Below are 19,560 nucleotides of genomic sequence, written 5' to 3' on the forward strand. Positions count from 1 at the left end.
CGTCTCACGCGCCCCCGTCGTCCAGCAGGGCCATCAGCGCCCGCGCCGCCGGGCTCGTCGCCCGCGGTGACGGCACCAGGGCGACCGTCTCGTACACGGCCTCACCCGTGCCCTTCAGGGGAAGCGCGGTGAGGGCCTCCCGCTTGTGCCGGAAGTGCCGCGGCACGACGGCGACGCCCAGGTTCTCGTCGACCAGGTCGAGCAGGCTGTGCACGTCGTTCACCTCCAGCGCCACCGTGCGCCGTGCGCCGGCGGCGGCGAAGGCGGCGTCGGTGGCGCGGCGCGGGCCCCAGTCCGGGTGGAAGTCGACGAAGACCTCGTCGGTCAGGTCGTGCGGGGTGAGCGGCGTCCCGCCCCGCGCGAGCCGGTGGTCCGGATGGCACAGCACGGTCATCGGCTCGCTGGTCAGCGGCACCGACCGCAACTGCTCCGGGTCCGCCTCCGTCCGGTAGGCGAAGGCCAGGTCCAGCCGCCCCGCCGCGACCTCCTCCGCCAGCGCGGCCGAACCCCACTGGCGCAGCCGGATCTCCACGTCCGGGTGGAGCCGCCGGAACGAGGCGAGCAGCTCCGGCACGTTCACCCCGGCGATGCACTGCTCGGCGCCCAGCGCGAGGGTGCCGCGCAGCACGCCCTGCACCGCGGCCACCGCCTCGTGCGCGGCCCGCACCTGGGCGAGGATCCGCTCGGCCTCCGCCAGCAGCGCCCGGCCGGCCTCGGTGAGCGTCACCCTGCGGGTCGTGCGGACGAACAGCGGGGTCTGCAGCTCGCGCTCCAGGGCGCGGATGGACGCGGACAGGCCCGACTGGGAGACCATCAGCCGCTCCGCCGCGCGGGTGAAGTGCCGGTCCTCGGCCACGGCGACGAAGTGCTGGAGGTGACGCAGTTCCATGATTGAGAAGCGTATCCGCTGAATCCCATCGGATTCTTCTGTTGGACCACTGCCCGCAGGTCACGACAGAGTGGACGGGCGGTTCGACGGAACCGCCGAGACGTGTGCCAACCCCTCTGGAGTCGTGTTGTACACCGCACACCCCGACCGTTACGCGGACATGCCCTACCGGCGCACCGGACGCAGCGGCCTGAAGCTCCCCGCGCTCTCGCTCGGCCTGTGGCACAACTTCGGTCCCGACCGCGCGGCCGAGACCCAGCGCGCCATCCTGCGCCGCGCCTTCGACCTGGGCGTCACCCACTTCGACCTCGCCAACAACTACGGGCCCCCGCCGGGCGCGGCCGAGTCCGCCCTCGGCGAGGCGCTCACGTCCGACTTCGGGCGGTACCGCGACGAACTGGTGATCTCCACCAAGGCCGGCTATCTGATGTGGCCCGGACCGTACGGCGAGTGGGGCTCGCGCAAGTACCTGCTGTCCTCGCTGGACCAGAGCCTGAGCCGGATGGGCCTGGACTACGTCGACATCTTCTACTCGCACCGCTTCGACCCGGAGACTCCGCTGGAGGAGACGATGGGCGCGCTGCACTCGGCGGTCCAGCAGGGCAAGGCGCTGTACGTCGGCGTGTCCAACTACTCGGCCGAGCAGACCCGCGAGGCCGCCCGCATCCTCGGCGAGCTGGGCACCCCGCTGCTGATCAACCAGCCGCGCTACTCGATGCTCGACCGCCGACCGGAGGACGAGGGGCTGATGGACGCCCTGGACGAGCTCCAGGTCGGCTCCATCGCCTACTCCCCGCTGGAGCAGGGGCTGCTGACCGCCCGCTATCTCGACGGCATCCCCGAGGACTCCCGGGCCGCGAGCGACAGCCCCTTCCTGAACACCGACGCCGTCACCGGGGAACTGGTGGGCCGGCTGCGCGCGCTCGACGAGATCGCCGGCTCGCGCGGCCAGACCCTGGCGCAGATGGCGCTGTCCTGGGTGCTGCGCGGCGGCCGCCTCACCTCCGCGCTGGTCGGCGCGAGCAGCCCGCAGCAGCTGGAGGACAGCGTCGCGGCCACCCGCAACCTCGACTTCACCGAGGACGAACTGGCCCGCATCGACGCGGTCGTGAAGCAGTAGGGGCACCGGTGCGGGGCCGGGCGCCGTGCGGCCGCCCGGCCCGCCGGCCCACGCCCCTCGGGCACCCGGTCCAGGAAGCCGTGCACGGCGCGGACGCGGTCCCCGGCGTCGAGCGTGATCACGTCGGAGCCGGCGGCGGGGCCGGGCCGTCCGCCCGGTTCACCGGCTCCTGGGAGAAGCGCGCGGTGTCGTGGTGGCCGTCGACGCTCCCCGCGAGCCGGAAGACGAAGCCGGGGAACCGCTCGTGCGTCGCCGTGATCACCGCGGTGACCGCCTCGTGGCCGACGGCGTTCCAGGCCTCGAAGCAGCGGGCGACGACGGCGTCGTGGCGGTGGGCGGCTGTGGTCACGGGGTGTCTCCCGGGGAGGGCGCGTCCGCCGGCCGGACGGCGGAACCCGGCCGTGGTGACCGGCCCCCGCCTCGCCCCGCCCCGAAGAGCGGTCGATCACCCCCGAGGTCATGTGCGGCCCGTCGGCGGCACCCGTGCCGTTTCGGCCAACGGCGGCGGTGAATATGCCAGGAGACTGGCCGGAAACACATGGTGACAGTGTTTCAGCGGTGAACATACTCGACACGAGAGCGCTTCACACCGCGCGACGGCGCCCTCACGCACAGCATGCGAGCCACGAGGCGGGCAGCCGGCCCGGCCCGGCGGGCGAGCGACGCAGCGGGGGAGGGAACGTGCACGACGAATTCCTGTGCCATGTCACCGCGTACGGGGTCTGCGACGGCCGGCGCATCGGCGTACCGCTCGGCACCTACCGGGCGCCCACCCTCGCCCTCGCCCTGTGGTGGCTGCGCGACCGCGCCCTCTGGATCGCCGAGCGCCTCGACCCGCGGCCCGACGCCGAGCACTTACCGTCGGGGGCGCTCGTCCCCGTCGCCGACGGCGTGCCGGACGTACCCGCCGTACTGCGCACCTGGTGCGGCGACGTCGCCCGGCAGGAGGAAGTGGCCGAGGCGCTCGCCGCCGGACGGATGATACGCGTCGCCACCGGCGACGACACCACCGAGTACGAACTGCTGGCCGAGTCCGTGGACGCCCTGCGCATGCAGCGCGCCGCCCGCGTCCTCGGAGTCCCGGTCGCCTGACCGCACCCGCCCCGTCCGGCCGAAGTCACCGGGGCGTCCCGGCGCCGTGACGGCGGCGCGGCGCCCGTGCCAGCAGCGCCCCCGCGAAGCCGGTGACCAGGCCCCACAGCAGGGCCAGGCCCAGCGCGCCCCACAGCCGCGGCCTCAGCAGCACCCGGCCGGAGAAGCCCTCCCCCAGATCACCGATGCCGAGCACGGACAGGCCGAACCGCGCGGAGATCCGGACCGTGAGGCAGATCATCAGCACGGTCAGCGCCAGTGCCACCGCCATGCGCACGGCGTGCTGCCAGGCCCGGACCCGGGCGGGGGAGCGGGCCGCCATCACGGTCGCGGTGGCCACCAGCAGCACCGCGACCACCACCAGCAGCCACCACCACCTCCCGCCGTCGTGCTCGGTGAGCGTGCCCAGGTTCAGGGCGGAGACGTCCGGGGTGCGCAGCACCTCGTCGAGCACCCGCGGCATGGGCAGCCCGAAGGGCCCCTCCACCCTGCCGTCCCAGGTGGCGCCGAGCCCGATCGTCAGCGCCAGCCAGGCCACGTTGGGCAGCCCCAGCAGGATCACGGCGAACGTCTCGGCCGGATGCCCCCGGGTGGCGGCGACGACCAGCGCGACGACGAGGCCGATGACGACGGCGGCCAGCAGCAGCCGCACCATCGCCCGCGCCGCGGGGCGCACCGAGGCCTGGAAGCGCAGCAGCCCGGCCGGCAACGGGGCGCCACGCGCCACCGACAGCGCCACCACCAGCACCCCCGCCAGCCAGAGCAGGCCGACGAGGACGGTCGCCGGCACGTCGGTGGAGAAACCCACCACCGGCCTGATCCCGAACAGGTCGCCGAGGTCGCCGAGCGGGCCGTCCCCGAGGGAGAGCTCGTACGTGTGCCGCGCGGCGAGCGCGAGACCGAGGACCGCGAGCAGCCACAGCGCGGCGATCCGCGCGGCCCACCCGGCCAGCTCGGGCGCCCCGGCGACCGCGCGGCGCCGCAGCGGGCGCAGGAAACCCCGGCCGACGACCAGCGCCCCGGTGAGGGTGACGGACAGCGGCATGACCGTCAGACCGCCCTGCGTGCCGGCCAGGTCGCCGGCGTCACCGGAGAGCTCCACCGTCCCGCCGACGGCCGTGACCACGGCCGCCGCGACCACCTGGGGGAAGGAACCGCCCGGCAGACCGGTGGCGCCGGCCGCCCACAGGCCCGGCGCGGCCACCACGCCCATGGCGATCAGCGCGCCGAGCACCGTGGCGAGGGCCTGCGCCCAGCCGTGCCGGGCGGCCGGAGGGCCGGAAGGGGTGCGTGCACTCACGTCTGCACGCTAAGCAGCCCCGCCCGCCCCCGCCCGCCGGGAGGTCCGTCCGCGCGGCACACCCTCCCCGCGGTGCCCGTGGCCCGTCCGGACCACCAGGGCGTGGTCGCCGAGGCCCAGCAGGCGGTCGGCCGGCAGCTCGCCGAGGGTCGTCAGGACCGCCTCAATGCGGGCGGTGACCGGATCGAAGGCCGCGTCGAGCACGGTGCCGCGCGCCTCGCCGCACTCGGTGAGCACCCTGCTCCCCACCAGGTCGCGGTGGGGTGGAACCCCGGCCGGACGGACGGACGCGCGATCAGCAGCTCCGGGCCGACCGCGCCCAGGTCGGCCCGGGCCACCACGGCCTCCCTGCGCAGCCGCCCGCGCCCTGTCCGGACGTGCGTGACCTTCCCGCACGCCCCGTCGACCGTCAGCGCGCGCACCGCCCCGACCCGGTCCGCGTCGCCCGGGGTGAGGACCGGCAGCCCGCGCACCCGTGAGAACAGCGTCATCGGGCCGTCCCCCTCCCGCGGTCGCGGTGGCGGCGAAGGACGGCAGGCCGTCGGTGACGTACGTCGTCGCGTGCGCCGGGATCACCACCGTCCGGCCGGAGACGCTCAGGGCCTCACCCCGCGGCACGTACACCTGGTGCCGGCGGTCCCGGGAGCCGTGCACCGGCTCCCGGTGCGCGGCGAGCCGGAACGCGACGAGCCGGCCGCCGGCGCCGCCCTCGACCAGCACGTCGAGCACCGTGCCCACCAGGTCGCCGTCGTCGGCCAGCACGTGCGCCCCGAGCAGCCGCCCGCGCAGGGCGTCACGGCGCGCCACCGACCGGGGCAGGTCGCACAGCGCCCCCTCGTCGTGGACCATCACCGCGTGACGGCCCAGGCAGTGCACCGCGGGCCAGGGCAGGTCCCGCGGCAGCGGGCCCGACAACCCCGACAACCCCGACAACAGGGTCCGGCCGGTGAGGGTGAAACCCGCGATCCGCTCGGCCGCCGGGTCGAAGACCGTGTCCTTGACGTGCGCCACGGCGTCGCCGCCCGGCGTCACCACGGGCAGTGTCGTCAGGCTCCGCACCGCCGTCAGTCCGTTCATGGCGCCCCTTCCGCCGAAGCCCGGCGGGACCCGGGTTCCCCGCCCCACGGGAGCGCACACGGATCAGGTGGACTGTGCCGGGAGAACCGGGGTACCAGGACCGGTGCGGATCAGTCCGGCCGGCCCGGCTGCGCGGAAAGACACCAGCATGACCTCTCACCTGGACGGGGCAGTGATACCGACTCGTTTCGACGTGCCCGTGGAACCGCTGCGGCGGTCGGCACACTTCACCGGCGAGCCGGGATGCATCGCCGAGGCGCGGAGGTTCGCCGCGCACTTCCTCCAGCAGCTCAGGACCGAGTGGTGCGCCACGGTCGACGAGCGGGCCGACGACGCGGTGCTGCTGGTGGTGAGCGAACTGGTGACCAACGCGGACCGGTACAGCGACGGACCGTACATCCTGGAGCTGGAGGGCACGGACAGCTCGCTCACGGTGGCGGTCTACGACAGCAGCCCCAGCCTGCCCAGGGTCTTCCCGCGCAACCCCGAGCGCGTCGGCCGGCACGGTCTGGAGATCGTCCGCGCGCTGGCGCGGGACGTCCGGGTGGAACGCGTGCCGGTCGGCAAACGCGTGCGCGCGGTGCTGGACCTCGGCGCCGGCTGACCGACCACGGCGTTCCGCCCGGTCAGGCGCAGCCGAGCTCGCCGAGCATGCCCTCGCGCAGCCGGCCGATGATCCGCTTGATCAGGCGGGACACGTGCATCTGCGAGCAGCCGAGACGCTCACCGATCTCCGCCTGGGTGGCCTCCTCCACGAACCGCATGTGGATGATCTCCCGGTCGCGCTCGCTGAGCTCGGCCATGAGCGGAGCGAGGGAGTGGAAGTCCTCGACGAGGCGCAGCCCCTCCTCCTCGACGCCGATGAAGTCGGCCAGGACGGCCTCGCCGTTCTCCGGGCCGTCACCGGTGAGGGCGGCGTCCAGCGACGACGAGTTGTACCCGTTCGCGGCGATCTGCCCCTCGACGACCTGCCGCTCGGTGATGTTCATCAGCGTGGCGAGCTCGGCGACCGTGGGTTCCCGGTCCAGCCGGCTGGCGAGTTCCTCGCGGGCCTTCGCCAGCTCGACCCGCAGCTCCTGGAGCCGGCGCGGCACGTGCACGGCCCACGTGGTGTCCCGGAAGAAACGCTTGATCTCGCCGACGATGTACGGCAGCGCGAAGGAGGTGAACTCGACCTCGCGGGACAGCTCGAACCGGTCGATGGCCTTGATCAGGCCGATCATGCCGGTCTGCACGATGTCGTCCATGTCGTCGCCGCAGCCGCGGAACCGCCCGGCCGCGAACCGGACGAGGGACATGTTCATCTCGATGAGGGTGTTGCGCGCGTACTGGTACTCGTGCGTGCCCTCCTCCAGCTCCGCCAGGCGGCGGAAGAACTGGCGGGACAGCTCCCTGGCGTCGCGCGGGGCGACGGCGCGCGGATCCGCCACCTCCCGCAGACCTCCGTCACCCGTCCCGGCCCCGGTGTGCTGCTCCGCTGCCTGCGCCTGCGACCGGATCACGGCGGTCCCCATTGCCTCTCCCCACGAACGTCACGGCTGACACATGCCCGAGCCCTACGGGTACCCAGGTCGTGCGAACCCATGCCCACCGTGTTCGAGAGGCTCGACACCACGGTGCGCACCGGTCGTCACTCGTATGTCCGATGGTACGGGGGAGCGGTCCGCGCGGCAGCCCGGGCCGCTCCTTCACTCAGGGCGGAACTCCGGCGCCTTCCTTCCGGGACCGGAGTTCCTAGGCTGTGGGGGTGACCAGTCGAGAGGTGACCGGCCAGGCGCCGGACCGTGTCCGCGTCATCCCCCTGCGCCCCGGCCCGCCGCGGCCGGAGCCGGCCCCCGCGCCCAGGGAACCGCTGCTGCGCGACCTCGTCGGGGACGTGCTGCGCAGCGAGCGGCTCGCCCAGGAACGGACGCTGAAGGACGTCGCCGACGCGGCCCGGATCTCCATGCCCTACCTCTCGGAGGTGGAGCGGGGCCGCAAGGAGGCCTCATCGGAGGTCCTCGCGGCCGCCGCCCGGGCGCTCGGTCTCGGCCTCGGCGACCTCCTGGCCCGGGCCCACGGAGAGCTGGTCCGCGTCACCGGCCGGCGGGCCGCCGCCATGCCCCGGGGCGGCTCCGGCTCCGCGCGCGACGGACTCTGCCTGGCCGCGTGAGCGGCGCCCGGCGCCTCACATCCCCACCACCGGGCGCCGGGTCAGCACCTCGTCGGCCAGGCCGTACGCCACGGCCTCCTCGGCGGTGAACACCTTGTCGCGGTCCATGTCCGCCCGCAGGGCCGCCACGTCGTGGTGCGTGTGCCGGGCCAGCACCTCCTCCACCTGCGAGCGGATCCGCACCATCTCCTTGGCCCGCAGCGCCAGGTCGGACGCCGTGCCGCGCGTCCCGCCGGCGGCCGGCTGCCCGAGCAGCACCCGCGCGTGCTCCAGCACGTACCGCCGCCCCGGGTTCCCGCCGGCCAGCAGCACGGCCGCCGTGGACGCCGCCTGCCCGACGCAGAGCGTCGAGACCGGCGCCCGGACGAACGTCATCGTGTCGTAGATCGCCATCAGCGAGGTGAACGAGCCCCCGGGGGAGTTGATGTAGACCGCGATCTCGCTCTCCGGGGCCGCCGCCTCCAGGTGGAGGAGCTGCGCGATCACCACGTTGGCGACCCCGTCGTCGATCTCCGTCCCCAGGAAGACGATCCGCTCGGCCAGCAGCCGGCTGAACACGTCGTAGGACCGCTCACCCCGCGGGGTGCGCTCGACGACGTTCGGAATCGTGTACGTCCCCGTCATCGCAGCCCCATCCTGGGCCGGGCGGCGGCCGGGCGGACGTCGTCGAACGACTCCACCACCCGGTCGACCATCCCGTACGCCCTGGCCTGCTCGGCCGTGAACCAGCGGTCCCGGTCGCCGTCCCGTGAGACGGTCTCCGGGCTCTGGCCGGTGTGCTCGGCGGTGATCCGCTCGATGGTCCGTTTGGTGAACTCCAGGTTCTCCGCCTGGATCTCGATGTCGGCGGTGGTGCCCCCGATGCCGCCCGACGGCTGGTGCATCATGACGCGCGCGTTCGGCAGGGCGTAGCGCTTGCCGGGCGCGCCGACACAGAGCAGGAACTGGCCCATGCTCGCCGCGAAGCCCATCGCCAGGGTGGAGACGTCGTTGGGGATCAGCCGCATCGTGTCGTAGACGGCCAGGCCCGCGTGGACCGAGCCGCCGGGGCTGTTGATGTACAGACCGATGTCGGTGCGCGGGTCCTCGGCGGACAGGACCAGCAACTGCGCGCACACGCGGTTGGCGGACACCTCGTCGACCTGGGTGCCGAGCAGCACGATGCGCTGCGCGAGCAACTGGGCGGCGAGGTGGTCGTCGAACCGGGTCGGCGGGGTGTCGCCCTCCTCGGCCCGGGGCGGCGGGGCCGGCCACGGGCCGGCGGTGAACGGAGACATCGGCGCTCCTGAAGGTCGCTGGAACGCGGCCGGGACGACCGCGTGCCGCCACTCTCGACCGGCCCGCCGGGTCGGCGGGGAAATCTCTGCCCAGGGCAGATTCGCCGCGGGCGGAGCGCCCACGCGTGCCGCCGTCCGGATCGGTGCGGTGGCCGCGCCGATGAGTTCCGGGGCCGGGCCGGGTCAACCCTCATGACCGTGTCCCACACCCCGGAGGTATCCATGAGCACCGACGGATTCACCACCTGTCTCTGGTACGACGGCCAGGCCGAGGAGGCCGCGAACTTCTACGTCTCGGTCTTCAAGGACTCGAGCCTCGGCGACGTCGTCCGCAACACCCCGGCCACGCCCGGCGCCGAGGGCTCCGTGCTCACCGTCGAGTTCACGGCCAACGGCCAGAAGTTCGTCGCGCTGAACGCCGGACCCGAGTTCACGTTCAACGAGGCGATCTCCTTCCAGCTCGACTGCGCGGACCAGGCGGAGATCGACCACTACTGGGAGAAGCTCGTCGAGGGCGGCGGCGAGCACGGCCCCTGCGGCTGGCTCAAGGACCGGTTCGGCGTCTCCTGGCAGGTCAACGCGGTGCGGCTGACCGAGATGATCGGCGACCCGGACCGGCGGAAGGCGGACCGGGCCCTGAAGGCCATGATGACGATGGGCAAGCTCGACATCGCCGCCCTGGAGAAGGCGTACGCGGGCGAGTGAGACCACGACCGACGGCGGGGCCGCCACGGGGCCCGCCGTCGGATCCGTGCGCGCACGGCGGCTCCCGCCGAGGGCCGCTCGGCGCGCGGCCGGGGACGGTGGTGGCCGGCGTGGAGTGAGCGGGCCCGGCCCGCCCGTCCGGGCATGGCATGATCGGGCGCATGCGTGAACGAGTTGTGGCCGCGTGCGACGGGGCTTCGAAGGGAAACCCGGGGCCCGCCGGCTGGGCCTGGGTGGTCGCCGACGACGCCGAGAGGCCGGCCCGCTGGGAGGCGGGCGCGCTCGGCCGGGCCACCAACAACATCGCCGAACTCACCGCGCTGGAGCGGCTGCTGGCGGCGACCGACCCCGCCGTGCCGCTCGAGGTCCGGATGGACTCGCAGTACGCCATGAAGGCCGTCACCACCTGGCTCCCCGGCTGGAAGCGCAACGGCTGGCGCACCGCGGCCGGCAAGCCGGTCGCCAACCAGGAACTCGTCGTCCGCATCGACGCGCTCCTCCAGGACCGCTCGGTCGAGTTCCGCTACGTCCCCGCCCACCAGGTCGACGGCGACCGGCTCAACGACTTCGCCGACCGCGCGGCCAGCCGGGCGGCCACCGCCCAGGAGGACGCCGGCAGCGAACTGGGCTCGCCCGAGCCGCCGCCCGCCCCGGACCGTCCGGCGGGCGGCGCGGCCAGGAAGCGCGGGTCCGGCGCGGTGAAGACGCCCCGGCAGCGCGGCGGCTCGTCGTCCCGCACGATCAAGGCCAAGTTCCCCGGCCGCTGCCCGTGCGGGCGGTCCTACGCGGCCGGCGAGCCGATCGCCAAGAACGACAAGGGCTGGGGCCACCCCGAGTGCCGGACGGCGGCCACCGGCGTCTGAGCGGGCGCACGACGGCGGAGCCGCCCGCCGGCCGGGCGGCACGGATGACAGACTGACCCCATGGAAGAGCGCACATTCGACAGGTCGGGACAGCACGCCTCCGTGATCGGTCTCGGCACATGGCAACTCGGGGCGGACTGGGGCGACGTCGACGACAAGGAAGCCCTCGCGGTGCTGGAGGCCGCCGCCGAGTCGGGCGTCACCTTCTTCGACACCGCCGACGTGTACGGCGACGGACGCAGTGAGCAGACCATCGCGTCGTTCCTCAGCGGGCGGCCCGATCTGCACGTGCTGGTCGCCACCAAGATGGGCCGCCGGGTCGACCAGATCCCCCAGAACTACGTCCTGGACAACTTCCGCGCCTGGAACGACCGTTCGCGGCGCAACCTGGGCGTCGACCGCATCGACCTGGTGCAGCTGCACTGCCCGCCGACCCCCGTCTACTCCACCGACGAGGTGTTCGACGCCCTCGACACGCTGGTGGCGGAGGAGCGCGTCGCCGCCTACGGCGTCAGCGTGGAGACCTGCGCGGAGGCGCTCACCGCGATCGCCCGGCCGAACGTGGCGAGCGTGCAGATCATCCTCAACCCGTTCCGCATGAAGCCGCTGCGCGAGGTGCTCCCGGCGGCCCGCGAGGCGGGCGTCGGCGTCATCGCCCGGGTCCCGCTCGCCTCCGGACTGCTGTCCGGCAAGTACACCGGGGACACCGTCTTCGCCGAGAACGACCACCGCGCCTTCAACCGGCACGGCGAGGCCTTCGACCAGGGCGAGACCTTCTCCGGCGTCGACTACGCGACCGGCGTCGAGGCCGCCGCCGAGTTCGCCGCGCTCGCCCCCGAGGGATACACCCCGGCCCAGCTGGCCCTGCGCTGGATCGCCGGGCAGCCCGGCGTCACCACCGTCATCCCCGGCGCCCGCTCACCCGAGCAGGCGCGCGCCAACGCGGCCGCCGCCCGGCTCCCGGAGCTGTCCGGGGAGACGCTCGCGGCGATCCGGGACCTCTACGACCGGCGGATCAAGGACCAGGTCGAAGCCCGCTGGTAGCGGCGGCGCACGTCACGGCTCCAGGAGCAGCTGCCGTTCCTGCTCCTGGTCGCCGGCGACGGTGCCCTCGTCGCGTGCCGTGAAGGACCGCGTGAGGGTGTCGCCCGCCCGGCGCACCGCCTCCGGGGTGCCCTGCACGGTGACGGTCACCGGCGCCGACAGCGGCCCCGCGTCCGCGGCCCCGGCCGCCGTACCCCGTTCCTCCCCGGTGAACGTCGCCACGCGGACCGTCGCGTGCTCCTCGGAAGGACGCTGGTCCGCCGCCCCGAACGTGCCCTCCAGGACCCGGACGACCGCCCGGGCGTCGTCGACGTCCCCGCCGCTGAGCGTCACGGTGAGCTGGGTGTCCGACATGCGTCCCACGACCTCCTGGCCTCGGTGTCATCGGCCGTCCGGGTAACCGTGCCCCGCGCCCCCAAACCGGCGACCGGCCCGGGGAGGACGGCGGCTTTCGGGGCATCCGGAGAGGGAGGCCACGGAAGGAGGCACCGTGTCGGACACGGAGCGGGGCGAGGTCAGGCGCCGGGGGCGGAACGAGACGGAGGAGGAGCGGGCGGACCGGATGTGGACGGAGCTCATCCAGGAGGTCCGTGTCGCCCAGATGGGGGTGCAGATCCTGTTCGGCTTCCTGCTGACCGTCGTGTTCACCCCGACCTACGCCAAGCTGTCCGACACCGACCAGACGATCTACCTCGTCACGGTGGTGCTGGGCGCCTGCGCCACCGGCGCCCTCATCGGCCCGGTGTCCCTGCACCGGCTCGTCTCCGGGCGGCGCATCAAGGCGCACGCCGTGCGGTGGGCCTCCCGGCTCACCCTGCTCGGCCTCCTGCTGCTGCTGGCCACCACCAGCTGCTCCCTGCTGCTCATCCTGCGCGTGGCCACCCACGACGGCTTCGTCCCGTACCTGGTGACCGGAGTGGTGGGCTGGTACCTGCTGTGCTGGTTCGGCCTGCCGATGTGGGCCCGGCACCGCCACACCACGCGCTGATCAGTTCCCGGTGAGGACGTCCGCGAGGAAGTCGTCCACGCGGACCTCCTCGCACCCCGGCGGGACCGTCAGCCGGGTCTCGTGCAGGAACGCGCCGACGGTCTCCGCCCAGGCGAACACCACCGCGTGGTGCCGGCCGCCGTCGGCGTGGGCCTCGCCGAGGAACTCCATCCGCAGCTCCCGACCCACACCCCGGGACTCCGGCCGCAGCCGTACGTCCCCGATGCCCACCGGGCGGACGAGTCCCTCGGCGACCATCTCCCGGTCCAGCTGCCAGCGGGCGAGGACCCTGCCGTCGTGGCTGAAGACGACGGTGACGGCGAACGGGTCGGACGGCTCGTAGCTCAGGTGGGCGAGCACGGGGAAGCGGTCCGCGGCGCCCGCCTGGAGCTCCACCACCAGGGTCTTGTGCACGATCGAGTTCACGAGAGGGCCTCCGGGAAGTACCGACGTAAAGCCCTCTAGTACCCCGCATCCGCGCGAGATGCTCGGCCCCCCGGGTGAATCACCGCACGCGGGGACCGCCGGGACGTCAGCCGAGTGCGTCCCGCAGCGCCGGCAACAGCGTCTTCTCCGACCAGTCCAGGTACGCCGGCTGCGACTCCCCGCCGATCTGCACCAGGGCGACCTCGGTGAAACCCGCCTCGGCGTAGGGGCGGACGGCCTCGACGAAGTCCGCCGGGTCGCTCCCGCACGGAATCGACGCGGCGACGTCCTCGGGCCGGACGAACTGCGTCGCCGGCGCGAAGGAGTCCGGGTGCGGCAGCTCGGAGTTGACCTTCCAGCCGTTGCCGAACCAGCGGAACTGGTCGTGGGCGCGTTCGACGGCCGCCTCCCGGTCGGGGTCGTAGCACACCGGCAGCTGCCCCACCCGGGGCTTGCCCCGCCCCCCGTGCCGGTCGAAGTCGTCCAGCAGCTCCGCCTTCGGTTCGGTGGCGATCACCAGGTCGGCGAGCCGGCCCGCGAGGGCGCAGGACCGCTTCCCGGAGACCGCGACGCCGATCGGCGGCGGCTGGTCCGGCAGGTCCCACAGCTTGGCCGACTCGACGTCGAAGTGGGTGCCCCGGTGGTTGACGTGCCCGCCCTCGAACAGGGCACGGATGATCTCCACCGCCTCCTCGAGCATCTCGTGCCGTACGTTCACGGACGGCCAGCCGTCGCCCACCACGTGCTCGTTGAGGTTCTCGCCGGAGCCGAGCCCCAGCCGGAACCGGCCCTCGGACAGCAGCTGCACCGTCGCCGCCTTCTGCGCCACCACCGCCGGGTGGTAGCGGAACGTCGGGCACGTCACGTACGTCATCAGCGGGATGCGCGAGGTGGCCTGCGCGGCGGCGCCCAGCACGCTCCAGGCGTACGGCGCGTGCCCCTGCGACGCCAGCCAGGGGAAGTAGTGGTCCGAGGTCACCGAGAAGTCGAAGCCGGCCGCCTCGGCCCGCACCACGTGGTCGACCAGCTCACGGGGGCCGGCCTGCTCGGTCATCATCGTGTATCCGATTCGCACCATGCCGGCCGGGTCCCCCGGCCCGGGGCGGGAAAACGGTGGATCACCCCCCGGTGCGCCGGGCAGGATGCCTGCCATGACAGCCCACCCGCTCCCCACCGCCGAGCCCGCTGCCCAGGGCGTCGACGCCTTGGGCGTCCACGCCCTCCTCGACGCCCTCGAAGCGGTCCCGGAGATCGAGCCGCACAGCCTGATGATCCTGCGCCACGGACACCTCGTGGCCGCCGGCTGGTGGGCGCCGTACACCGCGCGGCGCCCGCACCTGCTGTACTCGCTCAGCAAGAGCTTCACCGCGACCGCCGCCGCCCTCGCCGAGGCCGAGGGACTGCTCGACTTCGACGCCCCGGTGCTGTCGTACTTCCCGGAGTTCGAGGCCGACATCACCGACCCGCGCAGCCGGGCGATGCTGGTCCGGCACGTGGCGTCCATGGCCAGCGGCCACGAGGACGAGACCGTCGACGCGGCGTTCGGCGCCGACCCCGCCGAGCCGGTGCGCGGATTCCTGCTCCAGCCGCCGCAGCGCGACCCGGGCACCGTCTTCGCCTACAACCAGCCGTGCACCTACACCCTCGGCGCGATCGTGCAGCGGGTCACCGGGCAGACGCTCACCGAGTACCTGCGGCCCCGGCTGTTCGACCCGCTGGGCATCGACGAGGCGCTGTGGCAGCGGGACCGCACCGGCCGCGAGATCGGCTTCAGCGGACTGCACGCCGCCACCGACGCCGTCGCGCGGCTCGGCCAGCTCTACCTGGACGACGGGGTCCGGCAGGGCGAACGGCTGCTGCCCGAGGGATGGGCCGCCCGCGCCTCGCACCCGCACATACCGACCGGCGGAGTCACGGGGGTGGAGGACCGGCCGGACTCGAACCGCGGCTACGGGTACCAGTTCTGGATCTCCCGGCACGGATTCCGGGGCGACGGGGCCTACGGGCAGTTCTGCCTCGTGCTGCCCGAGCACGACGCGGTGATCGCCGTGACGACGGCGACCGAGCGGACGCAGGACTACCTCGACCTGATCTGGCGGCACCTCCTGCCGGCCTTCCGTCCCGAACCGCTGACCGGCCGCCAGGCCGCGGACACCGCCCTGCGCGAGCGCCTCGAACGACTCGCCCTGTCCCCGGCCGGGGGCGGCCCCGTACCGCCGGAGCGGGCCGGGGACTGGTCCGGCGCCGCGTTCACCCCGGAGGGCGGGATCTGCGCCGACCGGCCGAAGCTGACCGCGGCCGAGGTCACGGCGGACGCCGGTGGCGGCTGGACCCTGGGCCTCACCGACGCCGGGGAACGGTTCGACGCACGGTTCTCCGGCGGGCAGGGCTGGACGACCGCCGAGAAGCCCGTCCCCACCGCCGTGAGCGGCGGCTGGGCCGACGGCGACACCCTCGCCGTGGACCTGGTGTTCCTGGAGACGCCGCACCGCCTGCGGGTCACCTGCTCCCTCACCGCCCGGACCTTCACCGCCCGCTGGCTCACCCGCCCGCTGGACGAGCGGCCCCTGCGCAGACTGGGCGCCCCGCGCGGTTCAGTCCGCGGCGGGCCGAAACGTCCGTAGGAAGGTCCGCAGGGCCTCCCGGCTCGCGGGTTCCTCCCGGTCGGCGGCCGGGGTCGTCCAGCGCAGCGAGAAGCCCCGCCCGCCGCCCAGGAGGAAGCCGCGGCCGAAGGTGCGCACCCGCGTGCCGTCGACGGTGGCGTACCACTCCATGTCGGCGGCCTCGCGCCCCTGGTACGTCGTCGCCCGGATCCCGCCGACCCGCTCGTAGCCGTCTTCGGACCGCTCCAGGCGCGGCTCCACGTCGTCGCGCCACACGGCCACCGCGTCCGACCCCACACGCGTGCCGTAGGTGACGGCGAGCGTGCGCGGGTCCCCGTCGGCGCCGAAGGTGACGCGGTAGCCCCGGTCGGCGCCGCGCGAGGTGTCCAGCCGCTCCCAGCCCTCGGGCAGCGCGACGGAGAAGCCCTCCGGGGCGTGGTGGGTCCGGTAGCCGGGCGGGAGACCGTCCGCGCCGTCCGACGGAGACGGAGAGGAGGACGGGGCGGGGACGGCGGGGCGGGCGTGTCCCGGTCACCGGGCCCGTCCGGCGCGCCGGAACCGGCCGGCCCGGACGCGGAGGCCGGTGGCGCGTCGGCGGCGGATCCGTCGCCGACGCCCGGCAGTCCCTGCGTCGCGGCGAGCACGGCGGCCGTCACCGTGGCGACGGCCAGCGCGGTGCCGAAGAGCGTCGTCCGCCCGCCCCGCCCCCGGCCCGCGTGCCGCACGGCGCCGGCGGCCCCGCCGTGCGGCCGGGGGCCCGGCGCCGCCGAGGGGACGGCGCCCGGGTCCTCCCGCAGCACACGGGTGAGCGCCTCGCGCACCACCTGGCGGGTCAGCCGCTCCCGCGGGTCCTTGCGCAGCAGCCCCTGGACGACCTGCGTGAGCGGGCCCGCCCGTACCGGTGTGCGCGGCGGCAGCCGCTCCACGCCCTTCAGCGTGGCCTCGGGCCGCCCGCGGTCCCGGAACGGCGGACGCCCCTCCAGCATCGTGGAGAGGACCGCGCCCAGCGCCCACAGGTCCGCGGCGGGCCCGATCCACTCGCCCCGGGCCTGTTCCGGGGAGGCGTACGACGGTGCCGTGAGCCGGGACGCCGACACCGCGCCGGCCAGGCCGTACCCGGTGACGACGGCCGGACCGCCCTCGCGCAGGAACACCTGGCCGGGGCTGAGCTCCCCGTGCGTGACGCCCCGGGCGTGCGCGGCGTCCAGCACGTCGAGCAGCTCCAGCGCGACGCGCGCGGCCCGCACGTGGCCGAACGCGCCCTCCTCGGCGAGGACCTCGTCGAGCGGGGCGCCGTCGATCCACGCGGTGACGGTCCACAGGGAGCCAAACGCCTCGACGGCGTCGACGACGGCGGCGATCCGGCCGGGGCACAGCCGGTCCATGCGCTCGGCGGCCCGCAGGACCCGGGAGGGCGCGCGTCCGGCGGTGTCGCCCGCGTCCTGCGGGAGGCCGATCCGCGTGACCAGGCAGGGGCGGCCGGTCCGCAGGTCGTCGGCGTACCAGCGGACACGGTTGGTCTCACGGTGCGTGATCTCGACCAGCCGGTACCGTCCGGCGACCGTCCGGTCCGCGGAGACGTGCGCCCTGCCCATGGCCATCCCTCGTCGAACCGCTGGATCCCGCTTCCCCGGGTGATACGGAGAGCGGGCGGGATCCGTTCAACGGGAGGTTCGGCGAAGCCCAAAGTGCTCCGTCCAGGCGATCATGTCGCCGGTGGTGGCGTTGCCGCCGCACACCACGAGACCGAGCCGGGCCCCCTCGCCGACCCGCTCCAGCACCCGCCGCGCGGCCGGCAGCAGACAGCCGGCGGCCGGTTCGGCCCACACCTTGGCGTGGTCCGCGAGCTCCAGCGAGCCCCGCACCGCCTCCCGGTCCGGCACCACCAGCACCTCGGCGACCAGCTCCGACACATGCTCGTACGTCAGCGGGGACACGGCCGGGGCGCTGAGCGTGGAGACGATCGACGTCAGCCGCACCGGCACCGGGCCGCCCGCCGCCAGCGCCTCGGACATCGCCTGCGCGCCCTCGGTCTCCACGCCCCAGACCCGCACCCCGGGCCGCCGCGCCCGCAGCGCCGCCGCGACCCCGGCGATCAGTCCGCCGCCCCCGATGCTCACCAGGACGTCCGTGAGGTCCTCGGCGTCCTCGGCGAACTCCAGGCCCACCGTGCCCTGCCCGGCGATCACCACCGGGTCGTCGAACGGATGGACCAGGGTCAGCCCCTCCTGCTGGAGCCGCGTCATGAGCGCGAACGCGCCGTCCATGTCGTCGGTCACCCGCACCGAGGCGCCCGCGGACTCCGCGATCTCCACCGCCCGCACGGGCGCCGAACGCGGCATCACCACCGTGGCCTTCACGTCGAGGGCCGCGGCCGTCACCGCGAGGGCGATCCCGTGGTTGCCGCCGCTCACCGCCACGACCCCGGCGGCCCGCTCGGCCTCGCCCAGCGACAGCAGCTTCGCCGCCGCGCCCCGCACCTTGAACGAACCGGTGCGCTGCAGCAGCTCCAGCTTCGCCGTGACCGGGACGCCCAGCAGCGCCGACAGCCCGGGGCTCGGCACGGTCGGGGTCCGCACCACGTGTCCGGCGATCCGCCCGGCCGCGGTCTCGATGTCGGCGATCCCGATCACGACTGTCACCTCTCCGGCCCGGGGGTGGTGATCCGCGCCGTGGCCCACCCTGACCCGCGCGGCGGCCGGGGTCAACAACGCTCAGTGCCGCCGTGCCTTCCGCAAGGTCGCCTCTTCGGGCCGGACGACGACGTACCCCTCACCCCGCGGCGTCAGCCGCACGGCCTCGCCGGCCCCGCGCAGATCCGGCACGACGCCGACCGTGGCGCCGTCCGAGGTCCCGGGCCACGGCGCGGGAGACGTCCGGATCGTCGTCCACGGCCGTGATCGCGGTCCGCGCCGCTTCGGCGGCCCGCGCCCCACGTCCCCCCGTGGTGCGGTCGGGTCCCCGGCGCGCAGGTCCCGGTCCGGTCGGGGCCACCGCACCGGTCCCGTCCCCCGTGTGCCCGAGCGCGGCGGACCGCTCGGGGAGGAGTGAGATCCCCGCGCGGCGCGACCGCGTGCGGCCGGGGCGGCGGCGTAGGGAAGACTGGACCGCGCGAATTCGGATACGACACGGGAGGGAACCGCATGACGCGCCCGATCACGGCAGGGATCGACGGAACCGAGGAGAGCCTCGCCGCGCTGGCCTGGGCGGCGCGGGAGGCGGTCCGCCGGGGGCTGCCGCTCAGGGTGGTGCACGCCTGGCGGTTCGAGGCGCACGACGCGGTGGACACGGGCGACCGGGCGACGCAGGAGCAGTGGGTCCGCGCGTCGGTGGAGGAGGCGGTCCGCGCCGTCGGCGAACACCACCCCGGCCTCACCGTGACGACGGACGTCCTGGAGGGCGACGCCGTGCGGACGCTGAGCGGTGTCGCCGCGGACGCGGAGATGCTGGTGCTCGGCTCGCGCGGCCACGGGCGGATCGTGGGCTTCCTGGTCGGCTCGGTCGGCCAGCAGGTGATCGTCGACGCCGAGCGGCCGGTGGTGTTCGTACGGGCCGGGGACCAGGCGTCGAACGAGGTCGCCGGGCACGAGATCGTGGTCGGCCAGCAGGGCGACCCGCAGGACAGCGCCGCCGCGCTCGGTCTCGCCTTCGAGACCGCGGCCCGGCGCGGGGCCACGGTGCGCGCCGTACGGGCCTGGACCCTGCCGCCGGTGTTCGCCTACAGTCCCGCCTCGCTCCAGCTCCTCGACGAGGCCGGCGGTCTGGAGCCGTACGAGCGGAAGGCGCTGGCGGCGGCCCTCGCGCCGTGGCGGGAGCGCTACCCCGACGTGCACGTGGTCGAGCACGTCGAGATGGGCAGCGCCGGACAGGTGCTGCTGTCGGTGGCGGGCGCCGCCCAGCTGATGGTGGTCGGCCGCCGCGCCCACCGAACGGCCGTGGGCGCCCGGATCGGCTCGGTGGCCTACGGCGTCCTGCACCACGCGGACTGCCCGGTGGCGGTGGTGCCGCCGGCCTGACGCGGCGG

General features: G+C 74.6%; 20 protein-coding genes and 2 pseudogenes. 10 read left to right on the plus strand and 12 right to left on the minus strand.

Annotated elements, in window-relative coordinates:
* Positions 1-4: 4 nt before the first annotated feature.
* A complete protein-coding gene (locus tag ADK41_RS19735; protein ID WP_030832067.1) occupies positions 5-889 on the minus strand; it encodes a LysR family transcriptional regulator in 885 nt (294 codons plus the stop codon).
* A gap of 127 nt (positions 890-1,016) precedes the next feature.
* Here ADK41_RS19735 and mgrA point away from each other — a divergent pair, with 127 nt between their 5' ends.
* Positions 1,017-2,009: an L-glyceraldehyde 3-phosphate reductase gene (gene mgrA / locus ADK41_RS19740; protein ID WP_030832070.1), complete on the plus strand. Its 993-nt coding sequence runs from the start codon at positions 1,017-1,019 to the stop codon at positions 2,007-2,009.
* Between the two features lie 53 nt (positions 2,010-2,062).
* On the opposite strand, the pseudogene ADK41_RS19745 reads toward mgrA, so the two are convergent.
* A pseudogene (locus ADK41_RS19745) lies at positions 2,063-2,358 on the minus strand (nuclear transport factor 2 family protein); the annotation flags it as partial.
* A 332-nt stretch (positions 2,359-2,690) separates the two neighbouring features.
* Here ADK41_RS19745 and ADK41_RS19750 point away from each other — a divergent pair.
* Positions 2,691-3,101: a hypothetical protein gene (locus ADK41_RS19750; RefSeq protein ID WP_030832073.1), complete on the plus strand. Its 411-nt coding sequence runs from the start codon at positions 2,691-2,693 to the stop codon at positions 3,099-3,101.
* 25 nt (positions 3,102-3,126) lie between these two features.
* Here the strand turns inward: ADK41_RS19750 and ADK41_RS19755 are convergent, their stop codons facing one another.
* Both ADK41_RS19755 and ADK41_RS44085 read right to left on the minus strand, forming a co-directional pair.
* Positions 3,127-4,401, minus strand: coding sequence for a streptophobe family protein (locus tag ADK41_RS19755; protein WP_030832076.1), 1,275 nt, complete (start codon positions 4,399-4,401; stop codon positions 3,127-3,129).
* Positions 4,402-4,410: 9 nt separating this feature from the next.
* A complete protein-coding gene (locus ADK41_RS44085; protein WP_324604906.1) occupies positions 4,411-5,478 on the minus strand; it encodes a hypothetical protein in 1,068 nt (355 codons plus the stop codon).
* A 148-nt stretch (positions 5,479-5,626) separates the two neighbouring features.
* Here ADK41_RS44085 and ADK41_RS19765 point away from each other — a divergent pair, with 148 nt between their 5' ends.
* Positions 5,627-6,082, plus strand: a complete 456-nt coding sequence (locus tag ADK41_RS19765) for an ATP-binding protein (RefSeq protein ID WP_030832083.1) — start codon at positions 5,627-5,629, stop codon at positions 6,080-6,082.
* A gap of 22 nt (positions 6,083-6,104) precedes the next feature.
* On the opposite strand, the gene ADK41_RS19770 is transcribed toward ADK41_RS19765, so the two are convergent.
* Positions 6,105-6,992: a SigB/SigF/SigG family RNA polymerase sigma factor gene (locus ADK41_RS19770; protein ID WP_030832086.1), complete on the minus strand. Its 888-nt coding sequence runs from the start codon at positions 6,990-6,992 to the stop codon at positions 6,105-6,107.
* Between the two features lie 248 nt (positions 6,993-7,240).
* On the opposite strand from ADK41_RS19770, the gene ADK41_RS19775 reads away from it, so the two are divergent.
* Positions 7,241-7,630, plus strand: coding sequence for a helix-turn-helix domain-containing protein (locus tag ADK41_RS19775; protein WP_030832089.1), 390 nt, complete (start codon positions 7,241-7,243; stop codon positions 7,628-7,630).
* A gap of 15 nt (positions 7,631-7,645) precedes the next feature.
* On the opposite strand, the gene ADK41_RS19780 is transcribed toward ADK41_RS19775, so the two are convergent.
* Both ADK41_RS19780 and ADK41_RS19785 read right to left on the minus strand, forming a co-directional pair.
* On the minus strand, positions 7,646-8,254 hold the full coding sequence (locus tag ADK41_RS19780) for a ClpP family protease (RefSeq protein ID WP_030832092.1): 609 nt from the start codon (positions 8,252-8,254) through the stop codon (positions 7,646-7,648).
* Entirely contained in the window at positions 8,251-8,907 is a 657-nt protein-coding gene (locus tag ADK41_RS19785) for an ATP-dependent Clp protease proteolytic subunit (protein ID WP_030832095.1), read from the minus strand. Before ADK41_RS19785 ends, ADK41_RS19780 begins: the two co-directional genes overlap by 4 nt.
* Before the next feature lie 222 nt (positions 8,908-9,129).
* On the opposite strand from ADK41_RS19785, the gene ADK41_RS19790 reads away from it, so the two are divergent.
* From ADK41_RS19790 to ADK41_RS19800, 3 genes are all read left to right on the plus strand, one after another.
* A complete protein-coding gene (locus tag ADK41_RS19790) occupies positions 9,130-9,612 on the plus strand; it encodes a VOC family protein (protein ID WP_030832098.1) in 483 nt (160 codons plus the stop codon).
* Between the two features lie 149 nt (positions 9,613-9,761).
* On the plus strand, positions 9,762-10,475 hold the full coding sequence (locus tag ADK41_RS19795) for a ribonuclease H family protein (protein WP_030832101.1): 714 nt from the start codon (positions 9,762-9,764) through the stop codon (positions 10,473-10,475).
* 60 nt (positions 10,476-10,535) lie between these two features.
* Complete coding sequence (locus ADK41_RS19800) at positions 10,536-11,519, plus strand: aldo/keto reductase (protein WP_030832113.1); 984 nt, start codon at positions 10,536-10,538, stop codon at positions 11,517-11,519.
* Positions 11,520-11,531: 12 nt separating this feature from the next.
* On the opposite strand, the gene ADK41_RS19805 is transcribed toward ADK41_RS19800, so the two are convergent.
* The gene (locus tag ADK41_RS19805) at positions 11,532-11,873 is read right to left on the minus strand and encodes a hypothetical protein (RefSeq protein WP_030832116.1); all 342 of its coding nucleotides are present in this window, start codon (positions 11,871-11,873) and stop codon (positions 11,532-11,534) included.
* Between the two features lie 136 nt (positions 11,874-12,009).
* On the opposite strand from ADK41_RS19805, the gene ADK41_RS19810 reads away from it, so the two are divergent.
* Entirely contained in the window at positions 12,010-12,507 is a 498-nt protein-coding gene (locus ADK41_RS19810) for a DUF6328 family protein (protein ID WP_030832119.1), read from the plus strand.
* On the opposite strand, the gene ADK41_RS19815 is transcribed toward ADK41_RS19810, so the two are convergent.
* Positions 12,508-12,933, minus strand: coding sequence for an SsgA family sporulation/cell division regulator (locus ADK41_RS19815; protein WP_030832122.1), 426 nt, complete (start codon positions 12,931-12,933; stop codon positions 12,508-12,510).
* Positions 12,934-13,039: 106 nt separating this feature from the next.
* Entirely contained in the window at positions 13,040-14,011 is a 972-nt protein-coding gene (locus ADK41_RS19820) for an LLM class F420-dependent oxidoreductase (RefSeq protein ID WP_030832125.1), read from the minus strand.
* Positions 14,012-14,084: 73 nt separating this feature from the next.
* On the opposite strand from ADK41_RS19820, the gene ADK41_RS19825 reads away from it, so the two are divergent.
* Positions 14,085-15,557 carry a serine hydrolase domain-containing protein gene (locus ADK41_RS19825; RefSeq protein WP_030832127.1) on the plus strand — a complete coding sequence of 491 codons (1,473 nt, stop codon included), beginning with the start codon at positions 14,085-14,087 and terminating at the stop codon, positions 15,555-15,557.
* Here ADK41_RS19825 and ADK41_RS39540 read toward each other — a convergent pair.
* Together ADK41_RS39540 and ADK41_RS19840 are read right to left on the minus strand one after the other, a co-directional pair.
* Positions 15,528-17,131, minus strand: a pseudogene (locus ADK41_RS39540) (serine/threonine-protein kinase). The gene ADK41_RS19825 and the pseudogene ADK41_RS39540 sit on opposite strands and share 30 nt — an antisense overlap.
* A 66-nt stretch (positions 17,132-17,197) precedes the next feature.
* Complete coding sequence (locus ADK41_RS19840; protein ID WP_030832130.1) at positions 17,198-18,169, minus strand: threonine/serine dehydratase; 972 nt, start codon at positions 18,167-18,169, stop codon at positions 17,198-17,200.
* A 510-nt stretch (positions 18,170-18,679) separates the two neighbouring features.
* Between ADK41_RS19840 and ADK41_RS19845 the strand changes: the two genes are divergently transcribed.
* Positions 18,680-19,552 carry a universal stress protein gene (locus tag ADK41_RS19845; protein ID WP_030832133.1) on the plus strand — a complete coding sequence of 291 codons (873 nt, stop codon included), beginning with the start codon at positions 18,680-18,682 and terminating at the stop codon, positions 19,550-19,552.
* The last annotated feature ends 8 nt before the right edge of the window (positions 19,553-19,560 follow it).

The organism is Streptomyces caelestis (assembly GCF_001279005.1).
GTDB lineage: Bacteria > Actinomycetota > Actinomycetes > Streptomycetales > Streptomycetaceae > Streptomyces > Streptomyces heliomycini.